General features: G+C 66.2%; 15 protein-coding genes and 1 pseudogene. 8 read left to right on the top strand and 8 right to left on the bottom strand.

Annotated features, from left to right (window positions below):
• Nucleotides 1–18: 18 nt before the first annotated feature.
• From NA5_RS36980 to NA5_RS36995, 4 genes are read right to left on the bottom strand one after another with little or no spacing between them, the layout of a single operon-like run.
• Nucleotides 19–1,050 (bottom strand): acyl-CoA dehydrogenase family protein, encoded by a 1,032-nt coding sequence (locus NA5_RS36980; protein ID WP_062993691.1) that lies wholly within the window; start codon nucleotides 1,048–1,050, stop codon nucleotides 19–21.
• A complete protein-coding gene (locus NA5_RS36985) occupies nucleotides 1,047–2,189 on the bottom strand; it encodes an acyl-CoA dehydrogenase family protein (RefSeq protein WP_062993692.1) in 1,143 nt (380 codons plus the stop codon). Before NA5_RS36985 ends, NA5_RS36980 begins: the two co-directional genes overlap by 4 nt.
• Nucleotides 2,189–3,079, bottom strand: coding sequence for an enoyl-CoA hydratase (locus NA5_RS36990; protein WP_062993693.1), 891 nt, complete (start codon nucleotides 3,077–3,079; stop codon nucleotides 2,189–2,191). The genes NA5_RS36985 and NA5_RS36990 overlap by 1 nt, the downstream gene beginning before the upstream one ends.
• Nucleotides 3,079–4,626, bottom strand: a complete 1,548-nt coding sequence (locus NA5_RS36995) for a FadD3 family acyl-CoA ligase (RefSeq protein ID WP_062993706.1) — start codon at nucleotides 4,624–4,626, stop codon at nucleotides 3,079–3,081. The genes NA5_RS36990 and NA5_RS36995 overlap by 1 nt, the downstream gene beginning before the upstream one ends.
• A 97-nt stretch (nucleotides 4,627–4,723) precedes the next feature.
• On the opposite strand from NA5_RS36995, the gene NA5_RS37000 reads away from it, so the two are divergent.
• The 5 genes from NA5_RS37000 (at nucleotide 4,724) to NA5_RS37020 (ending at nucleotide 9,532) form a co-directional block, all read left to right on the top strand.
• Nucleotides 4,724–5,914 carry an acyl-CoA dehydrogenase family protein gene (locus tag NA5_RS37000; protein WP_062993694.1) on the top strand — a complete coding sequence of 397 codons (1,191 nt, stop codon included), beginning with the start codon at nucleotides 4,724–4,726 and terminating at the stop codon, nucleotides 5,912–5,914.
• Nucleotides 5,911–6,708, top strand: coding sequence for an SDR family oxidoreductase (locus NA5_RS37005; RefSeq protein ID WP_062993695.1), 798 nt, complete (start codon nucleotides 5,911–5,913; stop codon nucleotides 6,706–6,708). Before NA5_RS37000 ends, NA5_RS37005 begins: the two co-directional genes overlap by 4 nt.
• Before the next feature lie 169 nt (nucleotides 6,709–6,877).
• Entirely contained in the window at nucleotides 6,878–7,606 is a 729-nt protein-coding gene (locus tag NA5_RS37010; RefSeq protein ID WP_062993696.1) for a hypothetical protein, read from the top strand.
• A gap of 36 nt (nucleotides 7,607–7,642) precedes the next feature.
• Complete coding sequence (locus NA5_RS37015; protein WP_062993697.1) at nucleotides 7,643–8,248, top strand: TetR/AcrR family transcriptional regulator; 606 nt, start codon at nucleotides 7,643–7,645, stop codon at nucleotides 8,246–8,248.
• Nucleotides 8,249–8,344: 96 nt separating this feature from the next.
• Nucleotides 8,345–9,532: an acetyl-CoA C-acetyltransferase gene (locus NA5_RS37020; RefSeq protein ID WP_371856494.1), complete on the top strand. Its 1,188-nt coding sequence runs from the start codon at nucleotides 8,345–8,347 to the stop codon at nucleotides 9,530–9,532.
• Nucleotides 9,533–9,713: 181 nt separating this feature from the next.
• Here NA5_RS37020 and NA5_RS37025 read toward each other — a convergent pair whose 3' ends face one another.
• Genes NA5_RS37025 through NA5_RS37040 form a run of 4 tightly spaced genes read right to left on the bottom strand, consistent with a single transcriptional unit; the run spans nucleotide 9,714 to nucleotide 13,211 of the window.
• The gene (locus tag NA5_RS37025) at nucleotides 9,714–10,802 is read right to left on the bottom strand and encodes an NAD(P)H-dependent flavin oxidoreductase (protein ID WP_062993698.1); all 1,089 of its coding nucleotides are present in this window, start codon (nucleotides 10,800–10,802) and stop codon (nucleotides 9,714–9,716) included.
• The gene (locus tag NA5_RS37030) at nucleotides 10,799–11,557 is read right to left on the bottom strand and encodes a CoA-transferase subunit beta (protein WP_062993699.1); all 759 of its coding nucleotides are present in this window, start codon (nucleotides 11,555–11,557) and stop codon (nucleotides 10,799–10,801) included. The genes NA5_RS37025 and NA5_RS37030 overlap by 4 nt, the downstream gene beginning before the upstream one ends.
• Nucleotides 11,554–12,438 (bottom strand): CoA transferase subunit A, encoded by an 885-nt coding sequence (locus tag NA5_RS37035; protein WP_062993700.1) that lies wholly within the window; start codon nucleotides 12,436–12,438, stop codon nucleotides 11,554–11,556. The genes NA5_RS37030 and NA5_RS37035 overlap by 4 nt, the downstream gene beginning before the upstream one ends.
• Nucleotides 12,438–13,211, bottom strand: a complete 774-nt coding sequence (locus NA5_RS37040; RefSeq protein ID WP_062993708.1) for an enoyl-CoA hydratase family protein — start codon at nucleotides 13,209–13,211, stop codon at nucleotides 12,438–12,440. The genes NA5_RS37035 and NA5_RS37040 overlap by 1 nt, the downstream gene beginning before the upstream one ends.
• Nucleotides 13,212–13,271: 60 nt before the next feature.
• On the opposite strand from NA5_RS37040, the gene NA5_RS37045 reads away from it, so the two are divergent.
• The 3 genes and pseudogenes from NA5_RS37045 to NA5_RS37055 all read left to right on the top strand — a co-directional run.
• Nucleotides 13,272–14,069 (top strand): SDR family oxidoreductase, encoded by a 798-nt coding sequence (locus NA5_RS37045; protein ID WP_062993701.1) that lies wholly within the window; start codon nucleotides 13,272–13,274, stop codon nucleotides 14,067–14,069.
• Between the two features lie 37 nt (nucleotides 14,070–14,106).
• Nucleotides 14,107–15,018 (top strand): SDR family oxidoreductase, encoded by a 912-nt coding sequence (locus NA5_RS37050; protein WP_062993702.1) that lies wholly within the window; start codon nucleotides 14,107–14,109, stop codon nucleotides 15,016–15,018.
• Between the two features lie 675 nt (nucleotides 15,019–15,693).
• A pseudogene (locus tag NA5_RS37055) lies at nucleotides 15,694–15,963 on the top strand (hypothetical protein); the annotation flags it as partial.

Raw genomic sequence — 15,963 nt, forward strand, 5'->3', positions numbered from 1 at the left:
AATCGCTACGCGATGCAGTCATTTCGTACCTCGCAGTGCCCGATCACGAACAGCCTCGTCACGCAATGCGCGGGCAATCCGGGAACGATGCAGATCCGGTGTGCCCCAGGCCGATCGCAGCGCGGTCACCCTGGTCAACCACAGCGACAGGTCGTACTCGGCGGTGTACCCGATCGCACCGTGCACCTGCAGCGCCGCCCGCGCCGCCCGATAGGCCGCATCACCGCAGGCGATCACCGCGGCCGAAACGTCCCGGCCGCGCGTGGTTTCCCCCATCGTCAATGCCGCCCGATAGAGCAGCGGCTCGGCCAGGTCCAGCCCGATCAGCACATCGGCCAATTTCTGCTTGACCGCCTGGAATTCGCCGATCGGCTTACCGAACTGCTTGCGCTGCTTGGCATATTCGGTGGCCGCGGCCAAGAGCGCCCGTCCCGCACCGAGCAGCTGCGCCGCATTGGCCAGCGCACCGGCGTCGAAGGCGGCCGCGATGGCCTCGAGCACCTGCTCGCCCTCGGTGACCACGGCATCGGATTCGACGACGAACAGTCGCCGCGCCGGATCGACCGAGCGCACCAGGCCCGCGCGATGTCCGGTGCTGAGCTGATTGCCGTCGGCGATGAGCACCACGTCGGCGGTATCCGCATCCAACGCGACAGTGCCGTGATCGGGTGACGTGAATGCCAATGTCCCGAGCGCGGCACCCTCGGCGAACCCGGGCAGCCAGCGTTGCGCCGATTCGGTGTCCGGAAGCGCTTGCAGCAGTGCGGGTATCGCGGCCGCCGTCTCGACCAGCGGTCCGGGCGCGGCGGCCCGGCCGATCTCCTGGAAGGCGACGACCAGATCGATCGGCTCCGCGCCGACACCGCCGTGCCGCTCCTCGACGGCGAGACCGAGCGCACCCGCACCGGCCAGCTGCCGGATGAGTCCGCGTCCGGGCTGCGAATCGCCAGCGGCCCATTTGCGTACGGCGGCGGGAGTCCGTCCGGCGTCGAGCAGCTTGCGCAGGCTGGTGCCGAAGTCGAGTTGTTCCGGGCTGAGCGCGAATCTCATCGGCTGCTCCCTCTCGGTAGTCCGAGCAGCCGCTCGGCAATGATGTTGCGCTGAATCTCATTGGTACCGGCGTAGATCGGGCCGGACAGCGAGAACAGATAGCCGTCGGTCCACGGCCCGGACCGCTCGCCCGCACCGCCGAGTACCTCCAGCGCGGTCTCGTGCATGGCGATATCCAGTTCGGACCAGAACACCTTGGTGATCGAGGATTCCGCGCCGAGCTTGCCGCCCTCGTTCAACCGGGTGACCGTGCCGAAGGTGTGCAGCCGATAGGCCTCGCTGCCGATCCAGGCGTCCACCACCGCATCCCGCTGTGCGGTATTGGTGCGGTCGCCGGTATCGAGCCAGAGTTCGATGAGCCGCTGCGCGGTGGCGCTGAAGCGGCCGGGGGAGCGCAGCGACAGTCCGCGCTCATTGCTCGACGTACTCATCGCGACCCGCCAGCCATCGCCTGGCGCACCGATCACATCGCGATCCGGCACGAAGACATCGTCGAGGAAGACTTCCGCGAATCCGGGCTCACCGTCCAACTGCGGTATCGGCCGCACCGAAACACCATCCGCGGACAGGGGGAACATGACATAGGTGAGTCCGCGGTGGCGCTCGGCCTCGGGATCGCTGCGGAACAGTCCGAATGCCCAGTCCGCGAACGATGCTCGCGAACTCCAGGTCTTCTGGCCGCTCAACAGCCAGCCGCCGGTGGTGCGTCGCGCGGTCGAGCGGATACCGGCCAGATCGCTGCCCGCCTCCGGCTCGGACCAGGCCTGCGCCCAGATATCTTCACCGCGCGCCATCCGCGGCATGATCCGTTCCAGCTGCTCCGGCGTCCCATGTTCGAAAAGCGTTGGTGCCAGTAGGAATATGCCGTTCTGACTGACCCGCCCAGGCGCACCCGCGGCGTAATACTCCTGCTCGAAGAGCACCCATTCCAGCAGCGAGGCATCGCGCCCGCCGTACTCCTGCGGCCAGGCGACGACCGAAAGCCGTGCCTCGGCGAGCGTGCGCTCCCATTCGCGATGCGCCTCGAAACCGGCCTTGGTATCCATCGAGGGCAGCGGTTTCGCGGGCTTGTTGGCGGCGAGGAATTCGCGGACTTCGCGCTGGAATTCCTGCGTCGCCTGATCGATATCCAGATCCACTACGTTGTCCCGTTCTGTTCGGACGTCGAGGCCGCGGTCGTCGCATTGGCCTTCATCGACTTGGCGTTCATGCCGCCCAGCGAATCCGCGCCGACCTCGGCATTGTGCGCATGCGCGAAGTGGTGCAGGCCGAATACCGAATCCATGCCCGCTCGCATGCCCATCAGATCCTCGGCCTGATTTACCGCCTTCTTGGTCAGCGCGAGCCCGAATTGCGGCATGGTGGCGATCTTTTCGGCCAGCGTCAGGGTTTCGGCCTCGAGCTGGTCGCGCGGTACGACGCGATTGACCATGCCCCATTCCTTGGCCTGCGCCGCATCGAAGCGGTCACCGGTGAACAGGAACTCCTTTGCCGCGCGCGGACCCATCACCCACGGATGCGCGAAATACTCCACACCCGGAATGCCCATGCGCACCACGGGATCGGAGAAGAACGCGTCATCGGCGGCGATGATCAGATCACAGACCCACGCCAGCATGAGCCCGCCCGCGATGCAGGCGCCCTGCACCATGGCGATGGTCGGCTTCGGAATTTCGCGCCAGCGTCGGCACATGCCGAGATATACCTCGAGCTCGCGCGCGAAACGCTGGTCGCCGCCGACCTTGTCGACGTGATCCCACCAGAGTGCGGCCTTGTTCGGGTAGCGCACGTGGTGATCACGGCCGGGAGTGCCGATATCGTGCCCGGCGCTGAAGTGTTTTCCATTGCCCGCCAGGACGATTACGCCGACCTCGGGATCCTCGACCGCGCGCTCGAAGGCGGCGTCGATGGCGTAGGTCATCACCGAATTCTGCGCATTGCGGTAGTCGGGCCGGTTGAGCGTCACGATGGCGACCCGGCCGCGCCGTTCATACGTGACGACGTCCGGCTCATAGGGGATCTCGGACATTACGATTTCTCCTCGCGTAGTTCACGTTTCAGCACTTTCCCGGCCGCGCTATAGGGCAATTGGTCCCGGAATTCGATGAACCGCGGCACCTTGAAATTCGCCAGTACGGTGCTCGCATGCGCGCGCACCTGCTCCTCGGTGAGTGTCGCGCCGGGCTTGCGCACCACGAATGCCTTGCCCACCTCGCCCATTCGGGTATCCGGCACCCCGATGACCGCGGATTCGGCCACCCCGTCGAGCCGGGCCAGCGCTTGTTCCACCTCCGCCGGATACACATTGAATCCGCCGGAGATGTACATATCCTTGAGTCGATCGGTGATCTTCAGATAGCCGCGCTCGTCGATCGTGCCGATATCGCCGGTGTGCAGCCAGCCCTCGGCATCGATGGTTTCGGCGGTGCTTTCCGGATCGTTGAGGTAGCCGAGCATGACATTCGGGCCGCGCAGCAGCACCTCGCCCTGCTCGTTCAGCCGCAGTTCGAAGTCGGCGATCGGGCGACCGCAGGTGCCCGCGATGGTCGCGGCGTCGTCGTCCGCGCGGCACATGGTGCCGAATCCGGCGGCCTCGGACAGTCCGTAGCCGGTGATGACGACATCGAAGTCGAGTTCCGAACGCATGCGCTCGACCAGTACCACCGGTACGGTCGCGGCGCCGGTGACGGCGACCCGCAGGGTGCTCAGGTCGTAGTCGTCGCGGTTCGGGAAGTCCAGGATCGTCTGGTAGATGGTCGGCGGCCCGGGAAGTACCGTGATCTTCTCCTCGCCGACCAGTCGCATGGTCACCGGCACATCGAAGGTCGCCTGCGGAATGATCGTCGCGCCGGTCACCAGGCACGCGAGAATGCCCGCCTTGTAACCGAAGTTGTGGAAGAACGGGCTCACCACCAAATATCGATCGGATCTGGTGAGGGTGGTGCATTCGGCCCAGGCCCGCACCACCGACAGCGCCTGCCGATGTGCGATCAGCGTTCCCTTGCTGCGTCCGGTGGTGCCGGAGGTGAACAGGATGTCGGAAATATCCTCGGGGTCAACGGCTTCGGCGCGCTGCACGGCCTCGGCCAGCGGGACGGCTTCGGCTATCTCCGCCAGCTGTGTCCAGTTCAGCGCAGTGGGATCGGCGGTATCCGACTCGACCGGAATGACCACCACGGTCGCGATGCGCAAATCCGGTGCGGCGGCACGCAATTCGGCCAGCCGGTCCCGGCCGAGGAAGGTACCGGCAATGAACAGCGCCTTGGCCTCGACGCGCTCCAGTACATCGGCGGCCTCATCCGCGACGTAGCGGGTATTCAACGGCACCAGGGCCGCGCCCGCATAGTGCGCGGCCAGTGCGGCGATCACCCAGTGGTTGGTGTTCGGCGCCCACATGGCGACCCGATCACCCGGCCGCACGCCGCGCGCGATCAGCGCCCGCGCCACCTGCTGCACCGCTGCCAGCAACTGCGCCCAGTCCAGCCGCACCTCGCCATCGCCGAGGGCGGGCGCGGTGCCGAAGATGCGCGCGGCATCGTGCAGTGCCATGGGTGTCGTTTGTGCAGGGGTTGTCACGGTTGTCCTCACCGTCGGCGGGGTCTTTTGCTGCCTTTGCTCGATAAAAGCGGTCCAGCTCTAACAAAGCAAGTGCTTGGTAGGTTATCCTACCGGCGTGGTTGCGATCCAGACCTCAGATTCCGACACCGCAGCGCAGGACGCGCGGTTTTCCGCAGAAGTGCGCCAGTGGTTGGCCGAGAACCTCGATGGCGAGTTCCGTGCGTTGCGCGGACTCGGCGGGCCCGGCCGCGAACACGAGGCCTTCGAGGAACGCCTCGCCTGGGACCGGCATCTGGCCGCCGCAGGATGGACCTGCCTCGGCTGGCCCAAGGAGTGGGGTGGGCGCGAGGCCTCGGTGCGCCAGCAGGTGATCTTCCATGAGGAGTACGCCAAAGCGAATGCGCCCGCGCGGGTTTCCCACGTCGGCGAGGAACTGCTCGGTCCGACCGTGTTGGCCTTCGGCACCCAGGCGCAGAAGGAGCGCTTCCTGCCGGGCGTGCGGAATGTGACCGAGCTGTGGTGCCAGGGCTATTCCGAACCCGGTGCGGGCTCGGATCTGGCCGCCATCACCACCAGCGCCCAGCTCGACGGCGACGAATGGTCGATCAACGGTCAGAAGATCTGGACCTCGCTGGCCCATGTGGCCGACTGGTGCTTCGTCCTCACGCGCACCGAAAAGGGTTCGACCCGGCACAAGGGCCTTTCCTACCTGCTGGTTCCGATGCATCAGCCGGGTATCGAGGTCCGCCCGATCATCCAGCTGACCGGCACCTCGGAGTTCAACGAGGTCTTCTTCGACAATGCCCGCACCGCCGCGGACCTGGTCGTCGGCGAACCCGGCGACGGTTGGCGCATCGCCATGGGCACGCTCACCTTCGAGCGCGGCATCTCCACCCTGGGCCAGCAGATTCGATTCGCCCGCGAACTGGCCGATATCGAGGCATTGGCCCGCCGCACCGGCGCGGCCGACGATCCGTTGATCGCCGATCGCATCGATAAGGCATGGGTCGGCCTGCGCGTCCTGCGCGCGCACGCGCTGCGCACCATGCAGGACAGCACCGCCGACGACGGCGGCCAAGCCTCGGTTTCGAAGCTGCTGTGGGCCAATTGGCATCGCGGCCTCGGCGAATTGGCCATGGCCGTGCTCGGCCCGGCCGGGCTGGTTGCCGACGAGCACGATCTCGACGAATGGCAGCGGCTGTATCTGTTCACCCGCGCCGACACGATCTACGGAGGTTCGAACGAAGTGCAGCGCAATATCATCGCCGAGCGCGTGCTCGGCCTGCCGCGGGAGGCTCGCCCATGAACGGACCGCTTTCCATTGCGCCGCAGCCTATTCCGGGGCACGGTCTGCTGACCGGACGCAATGCCGTGATCACCGCGGCGGCGGGTACCGGCATCGGCTCGGCCACTGCGCGCCGGTTGCTCGCGGAGGGCGCCGATGTGGTCGTATCCGACTGGCACGAGCGGCGTCTCGCCGAAACCGAGGTCGAGCTGAAGGCCGAATTCCCGGAGCGCCGGGTCGCCTCGATCGCCTGCGATGTGCAGAGCACCGAACAGGTCAACGAGCTGATCCGCGGCGCCGCAACCGCATTGGGCCGCATCGACATCATGGTCAACAATGCCGGACTCGGCGGCGAGACCCCGGTCGTCGATATGACCGACGAGCAGTGGGACCGCGTCCTCGATATCACCCTCAACGGCACCTTCCGCTGCACCCGCGCTGCCCTCAACTACTTCCGCGATGCGGGTCACGGCGGCGTCATCGTCAATAACGCCAGCGTGCTCGGCTGGCGCGCACAATACGGCCAGGCGCACTATGCCGCCGCCAAGGCCGGTGTCATGGCCCTGACCCGGTGCAGCGCCGTCGAGGCCGCCGAACTCGGCGTCCGAATCAATGCCGTCGCCCCGAGCATCGCCAGGCACGCCTTCCTGGACAAGGTCAGCTCGACCGAACTGCTCGACCGCCTCTCCGAACGCGAAGCCTTCGGCCGCGCCGCCGAACCCTGGGAAGTCGCCGCCACCATCGCCATGCTCGCTAGCGACTACACCACCTACCTCACCGGCGAAGTGGTATCGGTAAGCAGCCAGCGCGCTTGATTTCGGCCGTCGCAGTGGTCGATCAGCGCAGTTGTGCGATCGCTTTTCGACCTCCGCGATCCGTCCGGCCGATGGGTTCCTGATCAGGTAAAAAGGCCGGGACGCAGGGCATCGAGGTGTGCAATGCTGGGAGTGGCCGAATCCCGCACTCCCGTAAGGGGCGATGGCTATGGGGCTGGATCGCCCACAGGCCCGCGAACAACTGGAACTCGAATTGGTGCGCGAAGTCGTGCTGGCCAGGCGACGGCTGGACAGCATGGTGCTCGCGGCACTCACCCTCGGTGCCGAACTCATGGACCACACCTCCGAGCGCGCGACCGCGACCCGGGCCGCTCAGATTCTCGAGCAGTACGCGATCGACGAATCCGAGGTCGCCCGCGATCCGCGCGGTGCGTTGCGTGCCGATATGGCACGCGATTACGAACGCGCCTGCCGCATCGGGCTCAGTGCCGCATCGCTCGGATCCGAACAGGACCGCAGACGGCGGCGGCAGACGGAGCTGCTGTGTGAGGTGCGAGCGGATCTACTCGACGTCATTCACAAATGCCGCAAGTTCCGCTTCGATCGCGCGGCATTCGCCGACGAAATCGCCCAGGGCCTGTGCGCCGCAACGGACAAGCTCGTCGTCGGCGCGGATATGGATACCTATCGCGCATGGCAGCGCGGCATGATTCTCAAACTCATCGAGGAGCCGGTCCCCTTCGGCCCACCGCGCGTCATGGCCACCGTCGACGCGGGCCCGGACCGCGACCCGCTGACTGTTGAGTGGGACAGCTGTGAACGCCGACTCGCGCTGGTGGCGCGGATGGCGCGCGCAGGCATTTCCCCGGTCGTGATCTGCGACCGGCTGCTGGCGGACCTGTCGGTGTCCTCACCATTGCGCTATTCGATGCGCTGAGAGCCACCCTGGACCAAGCAAATGCTTGGTTGTATTATGAGCCGTGTGACCGCACCAGACGCCTCGAAATCAGCACGGCGCAATGAATTGCTCGCACTGGCGGCCCAACTGTTCGCCGAGCGTGGACTGCGTGCGACCACCGTGCGTGATATCGCCGATGCGGCCGGGATTCTATCGGGAAGCCTCTACCACCACTTCGACTCCAAGGAGTCGATGGTCGACGAGATTCTGCGCGGCTTCCTCGACGATCTGTTCGGGCGGTATCGGGAGATCGTGGCCGCCGGGCTCAGTTCGCGAGATACCTTGGAAGCCTTGGTGATCGCGTCCTACGAATCCTTCGACCGCTCCCATGCCGCGGTGGCGATTTATCAGGCCGAAGCCAAGCGCCTGCGCGATGCGGAGCGGTTCACCTATATCGCGGACTACAACCGCGAATTCCGCGAGCTGTGGCACCGGGTACTGATCAATGGCGTCGAGGACGGCAGTTTCCGGCCGGAACTCGACGTCGAATTGGCCTACCGGTTCCTTCGGGACACGGTGTGGGTCGCGGTGCGGTGGTACGAGCCAGGCGGCTCGATCACCGTCGAGAACCTCGCCAAGCAGTACCTCACCATCGTGCTGGACGGCCTGACCGTGCCGTAGTTGATTTTCGGCGGTCGCGGGACCCTCCGTGGTCGAGCAAGCTGCCGCCGCCAGGCCCGTCGCTCCCGCCGGGCAACACCAAGTAGGAGTTTCCAGATGTCAGCACCATCCGCTCGCCGCCCGTACGCCCCGCTGCGGGATGCCTATGTGATCGACGCGGTGCGCACGCCGGTCGGCAAGCGCAATGGCGCGCTGGCCGCGGTGCATCCGGCCGATCTCGGCGCGGCCGCACTGCGTGGGCTGTTGGACCGCAACCCGATCGATCCGGCGATGGTCGACGATGTGATCGTCGGCTGCGTCGACAATATCGGTCCGCAGGCGGGCAATATCGGTCGCACCATGTGGCTGACCGCCGGTTACCCGGAGGAGATTCCCGGAGTCACGGTCGACCGGCAGTGCGGATCCTCCCAGCAGGCCATCAATTTCGGTGCGCAGGCGATTATGAGCGGCACCGCGGAAGTGATCGTCGCGGGCGGTGTGCAGAACATGAGCGCCATCCCGATCTCGGCGGCCATGTTGGCGGGCAAGGAATATGGCTTCGACTCGCCGTTCGTCGGTGCCCAGGGTTGGGACCATCGCTATGGCACCGGCGAGGTCTCGCAATTCAACGGCGCGCAGATGATCGCCGATAAATGGAATATCGGCCGAGAAGAGATGGAGCACTGGGCATTACGCAGCCACGAGCGCGCCCGCGATGCCATCAAGAACGGCCGCTTCGATCGTGAGATCGTGCCGGTCGGCGAATTCTGGATCGACCAGTGCCCGCGCGAGACCTCGCTGGAGAAGATGGCGTCGCTGCCGGTGCTCGCCGAGGGTGGCACACTGACCGCCGCGGTCGCCAGCCAGATCTCCGACGGCGCGAGCGCGACCCTGCTCGCCTCCGAATGGGCCGTCGCGGAATACGGATTGCGCCCGCGCGCCCGCATCCACCACGTGAGCGCTCGCGGCGCCGACCCGATCATGATGCTCACCGGTCCGATTCCGGCCACCAAGTGGGCGCTGGAGAAGTCCGGGCTGACCATCGAAGACATCGACGTCGTCGAGATCAACGAGGCCTTCGCCCCGGTCGTGCTGGCCTGGCTGCGCGAAACCGGCGCCGATCCGGAGAAGGTGAACGTCAACGGCGGCGCGATCGCCCTCGGCCACCCGCTCGGTGCCACCGGCGCAAAGCTTTTCGCCACCCTGCTCAACGAACTGGAACGCCGCAACGGCCGCTACGGCCTGCTCACCATCTGCGAAGGCGGCGGCACCGCCAACGCCACCATCATCGAACGTCTCGGCTGAGAGCCCTTCGTCAACTCCGGCTGAGTAACCGAAGGCCGCGCCCTGGAAGTGATTCAGGGGGCGGCCTTTCGGTCGTTGTGACCGATAGAGATCGGTCGGCACCGAGAAAAAGGCCGCCCCTGGGAGCAACTTCAGGGGCGGCCTTCGGTATTTCGCCTTGCGGCGCGATATGCGGCTCGAATCAGGACCCGTTCGGCGCTGCATTGTGATCCGCGGTAAGCGCGGCGATCGAATCGATCCGTGCGACGGCGTCGGCGACGATGCGGTCGATGAGTTCCTTACAGGTGGGCAGGTCATCGATGATGCCGGTGACCTGCCCCGCGGCGAGCACGCCCGCCTGGGTATTGCCCTCGACGAGTCCGGCGCGCAGCAGCATCGGGGTATTGGCGGCCATGACAACCTGAGACCAGCTGAGGTCCTTGGCCTTTCGCATGGCCAGTCCGTCGCGGACCATGGCCGACCACTTCATGCCGGTCATACCCTTGAACTTCGCCGCATTCGAGACGGCGGCGGCCAGCCCGCGCCAGCGACCCGAATGTTCCAGGCGATCGACGAGTTCGGTATTCAGCACCCGGTGCGGCATGCCGTCAACCTTGAGCGAGACCACGGTGTCCTGCAGCTGCCGCTTCAGGTACTCCTGCTTGACCGCCTCGGGCACGGTGCTCTCCTTGGTCAACAGAAAGCGCGTCCCCATCGCGACACCCGCCGCGCCATAGGCCAATGCGGCGGCCAGACCACGTCCGTCGAAGAATCCGCCCGCCGCGACAACCGGAATATCGACCGCATCCAGCACCGACGGCAGCAGCAGCGTGGTCGCCACCGGACCGGTATGCCCACCGCCCTCGCCGCCCTGCACGATCACCGCGTCGGCGCCCCAGGACGCGACCTTCACCGCGTGCTTGGCCGCGCCGATCGACGGAATCACCACCACACCGGCATCTTTCAGCTTGGCGATGAGTTCCTGCTTCGGCGCCAAGGCGAATGAAGCGACGGCCACCTTCTCCCGGATCAACAGGTCGATCCGCTCGGGCGCATCTGTGGCGTCGGCGCGGATATTCACGCCGAACGGCTTGTCGGTGTGTGCCTTGGTCTTCGTGATCGCGGCTTCCAATTCGGCGAAGGTCATAGTGGCCGAGGCGAGGATGCCGAGCCCGCCCGCCTCGGCGGTCGCCGACACCAGACTCGGCCCGGCCACCCAACCCATACCGGTCTGCACGATCGGATGTTCGATGCCGACCAATTCGGTCAGCGGGGTGCGCAGCGCGCTCATGACGGCACCTCGGATTCGCGAACCTTCTTGGGGTCGAGCACATCCCGGATCAACCGCAGCTCTTCGGAACTCGGCAGCCGGGTCCGGCCCGCCTCGGCCAGTCCGGCGATCTCGAACGAGGTGTTCTCGGCGACCTCGTCGGCGGTGACGCCCGGATGCAGACTGCGCGCCCGCATCGTGTGGTCGGGTCCCTCGAAATCGAAGACGCCCAGATTGGTCACGACTCGGTGCAGGTGGTGGAACCGATACGCCGGATTGGCCGGATCGATCTTGTCGTAGCCGACACCCGAGACGATATCGACCTGATCCACGAACACCCGCCGGGTATGCCGCGAAACCCAGTAGCTGGTCGGGTGATTGATGGTGTTGCCCGGCGCACCGCGCGAACCGAACATCTGCCGGGTCGGCTGCTGCAACGGACCGAATGCCGACAGATTCTGATTGCCGTATCGATCGAGCTGATTGGCCCCCATCACGACATGGCGTCGACCGGAGGCCACCACATCGAAGACCTTGCGGAACGGAATCCACCCCTCGATCGGCGCTTTACCGCCGAACGGGGGAGTGTCGGCGAAGAACAGTGCCTCGCCATCGGAGAGCAGCAGATCCGGTTCGGTGGTCAACTTGGCCAGCCGCGCCCCGATGATCGTCATCGGCGACATCGGCGAGGCCATGATTTCCCCTGCGCCGCTGAAGATCTCGGCGCAGGCGATCGCGCAGATCTCGGCACGCGTCACGGTTTCGGTTGAGGTCACTTCGACGCCTCCTGTGCGAAGTCGCGGACGGCGGCCTGATATTCGTCCTCGGAGACCGCCAGATACTTGTCGACGAACTGCTGCCAGGACTCCGGCGTCTTGGCCGACTCCACATAGTGCTTCTGGAACTTCTCGTCGCGGCCGTAGCTATCGGCGGCCAGGGTGAAGTGCGCGCCGCCCGGCGCCTCGACCACACCGTCGACCAGCATCCGGTTGAGCAATAGGGACTGCAGCGGAACGGCTTTCACCAGTTCCTCGGTGTCCACCACCCGCTCCACCGATACGTAGCGACGCTCGGCGGCCAGGCAGTACAGGTCGTCGAAATACGGGTCGACACCGGTGTACGCGGCATTGCCGTGCTTATCGCCGATATTCAAATGCACAAGCGCCGCATCGAGATTCAGTGCGGGCATCGCGATCAGCGTCTCGGTTCGTCCGTCGCCGTCCGGATACGGCGATGCGACGGTCTTCAGCTCGCCATCCCAGAAGTTCACGACATCGGATCCGAGTCCGGCGCGGATCGGCAGGAACGGCAGTCGCGCGGCCGCCGCCTCCAGCCCGCATTTCAACATGCCCTCGTCCATCTCCCGCGCCACCAAGGCGCCGGAGGTGCGCGCCTTGGCGAACCACGGATCGTAGAACGGCGGCGAGTCCAGCGAGACGAAGCCGTAGTACGCCTTGCGCACCTTGCCCGCCGAACACAGCAGACCCAGATCGGGTCCGCCGTAACTGACCACGGTCAGATCGGTGATATCCGAGCGCAGGATGGCCCGCACCAGCGCCATCGGCTTGCGTCGTGAGCCCCAGCCGCCGATGCCGATGGTCATACCGCTGCGCAGCTCGCCGACCACCTCGTCGAGCGACATTCGCTTGTCCCGCATCAGTTTTCCTTGCTCTCTTCCTTGCGCGCGGCCAGATCGTCGTCGAACCGCGCACGGATCTCATCCGCGACACCGGCCAGATTCAGTTCGAAGGTGAAGCCCTGCTCGTAGCGGTAGCTGCGGTGCACGTCCTGCACATCGATGCCGTTGAGCGCCCGCTTGGCCGCGCGGATGACCCGGCTGTCCTTGGCCGCAATGTTCTTGGCGACTTCCAGCGCGGCGGCATCGAGTTCAGCGCGCGGCACCACCTGATACACCGAACCGAAGTGCTGCAACTGCTGTGCGGTGATTGTGCTCGCGGTATAGAACAGCGCGCGCATCAGATGCTGCGGCACCAGCCGGGACAGATGGGTGGCCGCACCGAGCGCACCGCGGTCGACCTCGGGCAGCCCGAAAGTCGCGTCATCCGAGGCGATGACGACATCGGCGTTGCCGACCAGACCGATGCCGCCGCCGAGGCAGAAGCCCTGCACCGCCGCGATCACCGGAACCGGACAGTCGTAGACGGCCGCGAAGGCCTCGAAACAGCCGTGATTGGCGTCGATCAGCGCTTGATGACCCGGGGTGCGCTGCATCTCCTTGATATCGACACCGGCATTGAAGCCGCGGTTCTCGGCGCGCAACACCACCACCTTGGTTTCCGGATCGCGCCCGGCCGCGCGGATCTCATCCGCCAGCGTGAACCAGCCGTCGGACGGTATGGCGTTGACCGGCGGGTAGTCGACCGTGACCACGGTGATGCCGGTTGATTCGGAGTGACGGTTGATCCCCATCGCATGTCCCATCGTGTGTACGGGGTGGCAAAGCAAGCAGTTGCTTGGTAGGTTAGCACGGTGGCACTCGAAATAGACCTCACCGGCAACGTCGTCCTGGTCACCGGCGGTGTGCGCGGTGTTGGTGCGGGCGTCAGCAAGGCCTTTCTGGCTGCTGGAGCGACCGTCGTGGCCTGCGCGCGACGGCCCGGCGACGAGCCGGTGGCCCACGATGGCCGGGAGATCGAATACCTGCCCTGCGATGTGCGCGATGCCGACGCTGTGCGGGGTTTGATCGATGCGATCGTCGCGCGGCACGGCCGCCTCGATCACCTGATCAACAATGCGGGCGGCGCCCCGTTCGCCCTCGCCGCCGATGCGAGCAAGAACTTCCACGCCAAGATCATCGAACTGAATCTGCTTGCGCCCCTGCTGGTCTCGCAGGCCGCCAATGCGGTGATGCAGCAGCAGCCGGGCGGCGGATCCATTGTGATGGTCTCCAGTGTGAGCGGGCATCGACCGTCGCCGGGTACCGCCGCCTACGGCGCGGCCAAGGCGGGCATCGACAGCCTGACCTCCTCGCTCGCCGTCGAATGGGCACCGAAGGTCCGGGTGAATTCGCTGGTCGTCGGTCCGGTCGTCACCGAACTGAGCGAGCTGCACTACGGCGATCAAGACGGTATCGACGCCGTCGGCGCGACCATCCCGCTCGGTCGGATGGCCCGTCCCGAGGACATCGGCCGCTGCGCCGCATTCCTGACCTCATCGCTGGCCGCCTATGTCAGCGGCGCGACGCTGCTGGTGCACGGCGGCGGTGAGCGCCCGGCATTCCTCGCGGCGTCGAATGCGAATCTCGGCGAGCAGATCGCTCAGGCCTGAACAATCGAATCCGAAAACGAAGAGGACACAACAGGTTATGGACACGGAGCAGATCTGCGCGGGGCGCATTGTCATCGTCACCGGCGCCGGTCGCGGTATCGGCCGGGCGCACGCGCTCGCCTTCGCTGCCGCAGGAGCCCGCGTGGTCGTCAATGATCTCGGCTCCGCGCTGGACGGCGCGGCGACCGGTGAGACGCCCGCCGAACAGGTTGTCGCCGAGATCAAGGCCCTCGGCGGCGAGGCCGTGGCCAATGGTGACGACGTCGCGGACTGGGACGGCGCACGCAATCTCATCCGCCAGGCCGTCGACACCTTCGGCGGCCTGGATGTGCTGGTCAACAATGCCGGTTTCGTGCGCGACCGCATGCTGGTGAACCTGGGCGAGGACGAGTGGGACGCGGTGATCCGGGTCCATCTCAAGGGCCACTTCGCGACCATGCGCCACGCGATCGAGTACTGGCGCGGTGAATCCAAGGCGGGCCGCCCGGTCGATGCCCGTGTCATCAACACCAGCTCCGGCGCGGGACTGCAGGGCAGTGTCGGCCAGAGCAATTACGGTGCCGCCAAGGCGGGTATCGCGGGCCTGACCCTCACCGCGGCAGCCGAATTCGCGCGCTACGGCGTCACCGTCAATGCCATCGCTCCCTCCGCCCGCACCCGCATGACCGAAACCGTCTTCGCCGAGACCATGGCCGCCCCCGAGGAAGGCTTCGATGCGATGGCGCCCGAGAATGTCTCGCCGATCGTCGTCTGGCTCGGCAGTGCGCAGTCCGCGGCCGTCACCGGGCGGATGTTCGAGGTCGAGGGCGGCAAGGTCGCGCTGGCCGACGGCTGGCGGCACGGCACCGCCGTGGACCGCGGGGCACGCTGGGATCCCGCCGAACTCGGTCCGGTGGTCGCCGACCTGATCGCCAAGTCCGTTCCGCCGGAGGCGGTTTACGGCGCCTGAGCGCTGGCACCGCCGAGCGGCTGTCGAAAAGGGCGCTCGGCGGTTGCTTCACCCATCGTAGATCGGTACGAACGTACTGTTCTGATCTCGGTTCGAAGGGGTCGCGTCGGCGCGTCCCTTGATTTGTGTCGATGTCGCGGGGCGCGCTCGTCCGACCTGTGGCCGTGGTCATCGCATGGCGACTGGAGCGACACAGGTTCCACTGTGGGCGTGTCCGTTTCGCGTCTGCGCGGCATCGACATACGTACTGGTCTGCCCGTTTAGCCCAGCGCGCGTAGGGGGTTAACGCGGAAATGTGTTCGGGATTACAGCCGGAACTCCGAACGCATGATCTGGGCGGCAGGCCGAGAACCGGCGCGTGGCCGGTCGGGCGTGTCGAATGCCGGGCGTGCCCCGAGCCGCTGCGCGGATTCGGGCTGAGGTTTACTATGGGCTCCCGTCCGTCAAAGTCCCGGAACTGAGGTGTTGCGACCGGGCAGTAGATCTGCGCTATATCGATGAGGGGAAGGCTGGCGCATGGCCATTGGTCGCACGTCGCGTGTAGTTGCAGTACTTGCGACTGTCGCTGGCTTTGCGCTACTCGGGAGTGTTTCGGCCGAGGCACAGCCCGGCGGGTCCTGCTCGCAATGCATTGATCCCGATAGTCCGACGCCGGATTCGAACGGCGATGTCTGGATGCCACTGGCGATTCCGGGCCAGTCGAGTGTCAGTTCGTCCGTCGATCCGACCGACGCCGCAGCGGGTTCGACCCCGGCCGCCGGTCCCGGCTCGGCAGCGGCCGGATCCGCCGCGCTCGGCGCCACGGGGCTGCTCGGCGCACTTCTCGGCGGTGGCTCGGTAGGCGTCGGCACCATCATCGGCACCGGCTCCGCGGGCGTCGGCGCGATCATCGGCACCGGTTCGGCCGGTGTCGCCACCATTCTCGGTACCGGTTCCGCCGCCGTC

The organism is Nocardia anaemiae NBRC 100462, from assembly GCF_001612725.1.
GTDB lineage: Bacteria > Actinomycetota > Actinomycetes > Mycobacteriales > Mycobacteriaceae > Nocardia > Nocardia anaemiae.

Excerpts from the sequence above, each read along its gene's own strand:
- NA5_RS36980 (WP_062993691.1), bottom strand. The coding sequence starts at position 1,050 with ATGAGATTCGCGCTCAGCCCGGAACAACTCGACTTCGGCACCAGCCTG.
- NA5_RS36990 (WP_062993693.1), bottom strand. The coding sequence starts at position 3,079 with ATGTCCGAGATCCCCTATGAGCCGGACGTCGTCACGTATGAACGGCGC.
- NA5_RS37005 (WP_062993695.1), top strand. The coding sequence starts at position 5,911 with ATGAACGGACCGCTTTCCATTGCGCCGCAGCCTATTCCGGGGCACGGT.
- NA5_RS37010 (WP_062993696.1), top strand. The coding sequence starts at position 6,878 with ATGGGGCTGGATCGCCCACAGGCCCGCGAACAACTGGAACTCGAATTG.
- NA5_RS37015 (WP_062993697.1), top strand. The coding sequence starts at position 7,643 with ATGAGCCGTGTGACCGCACCAGACGCCTCGAAATCAGCACGGCGCAAT.
- NA5_RS37020 (WP_371856494.1), top strand. The coding sequence starts at position 8,345 with ATGTCAGCACCATCCGCTCGCCGCCCGTACGCCCCGCTGCGGGATGCC.
- NA5_RS37025 (WP_062993698.1), bottom strand. The coding sequence starts at position 10,802 with ATGAGCGCGCTGCGCACCCCGCTGACCGAATTGGTCGGCATCGAACAT.
- NA5_RS37035 (WP_062993700.1), bottom strand. The coding sequence starts at position 12,438 with ATGCGGGACAAGCGAATGTCGCTCGACGAGGTGGTCGGCGAGCTGCGC.
- NA5_RS37040 (WP_062993708.1), bottom strand. The coding sequence starts at position 13,211 with ATGGGGATCAACCGTCACTCCGAATCAACCGGCATCACCGTGGTCACG.
- NA5_RS37050 (WP_062993702.1), top strand. The coding sequence starts at position 14,107 with ATGGACACGGAGCAGATCTGCGCGGGGCGCATTGTCATCGTCACCGGC.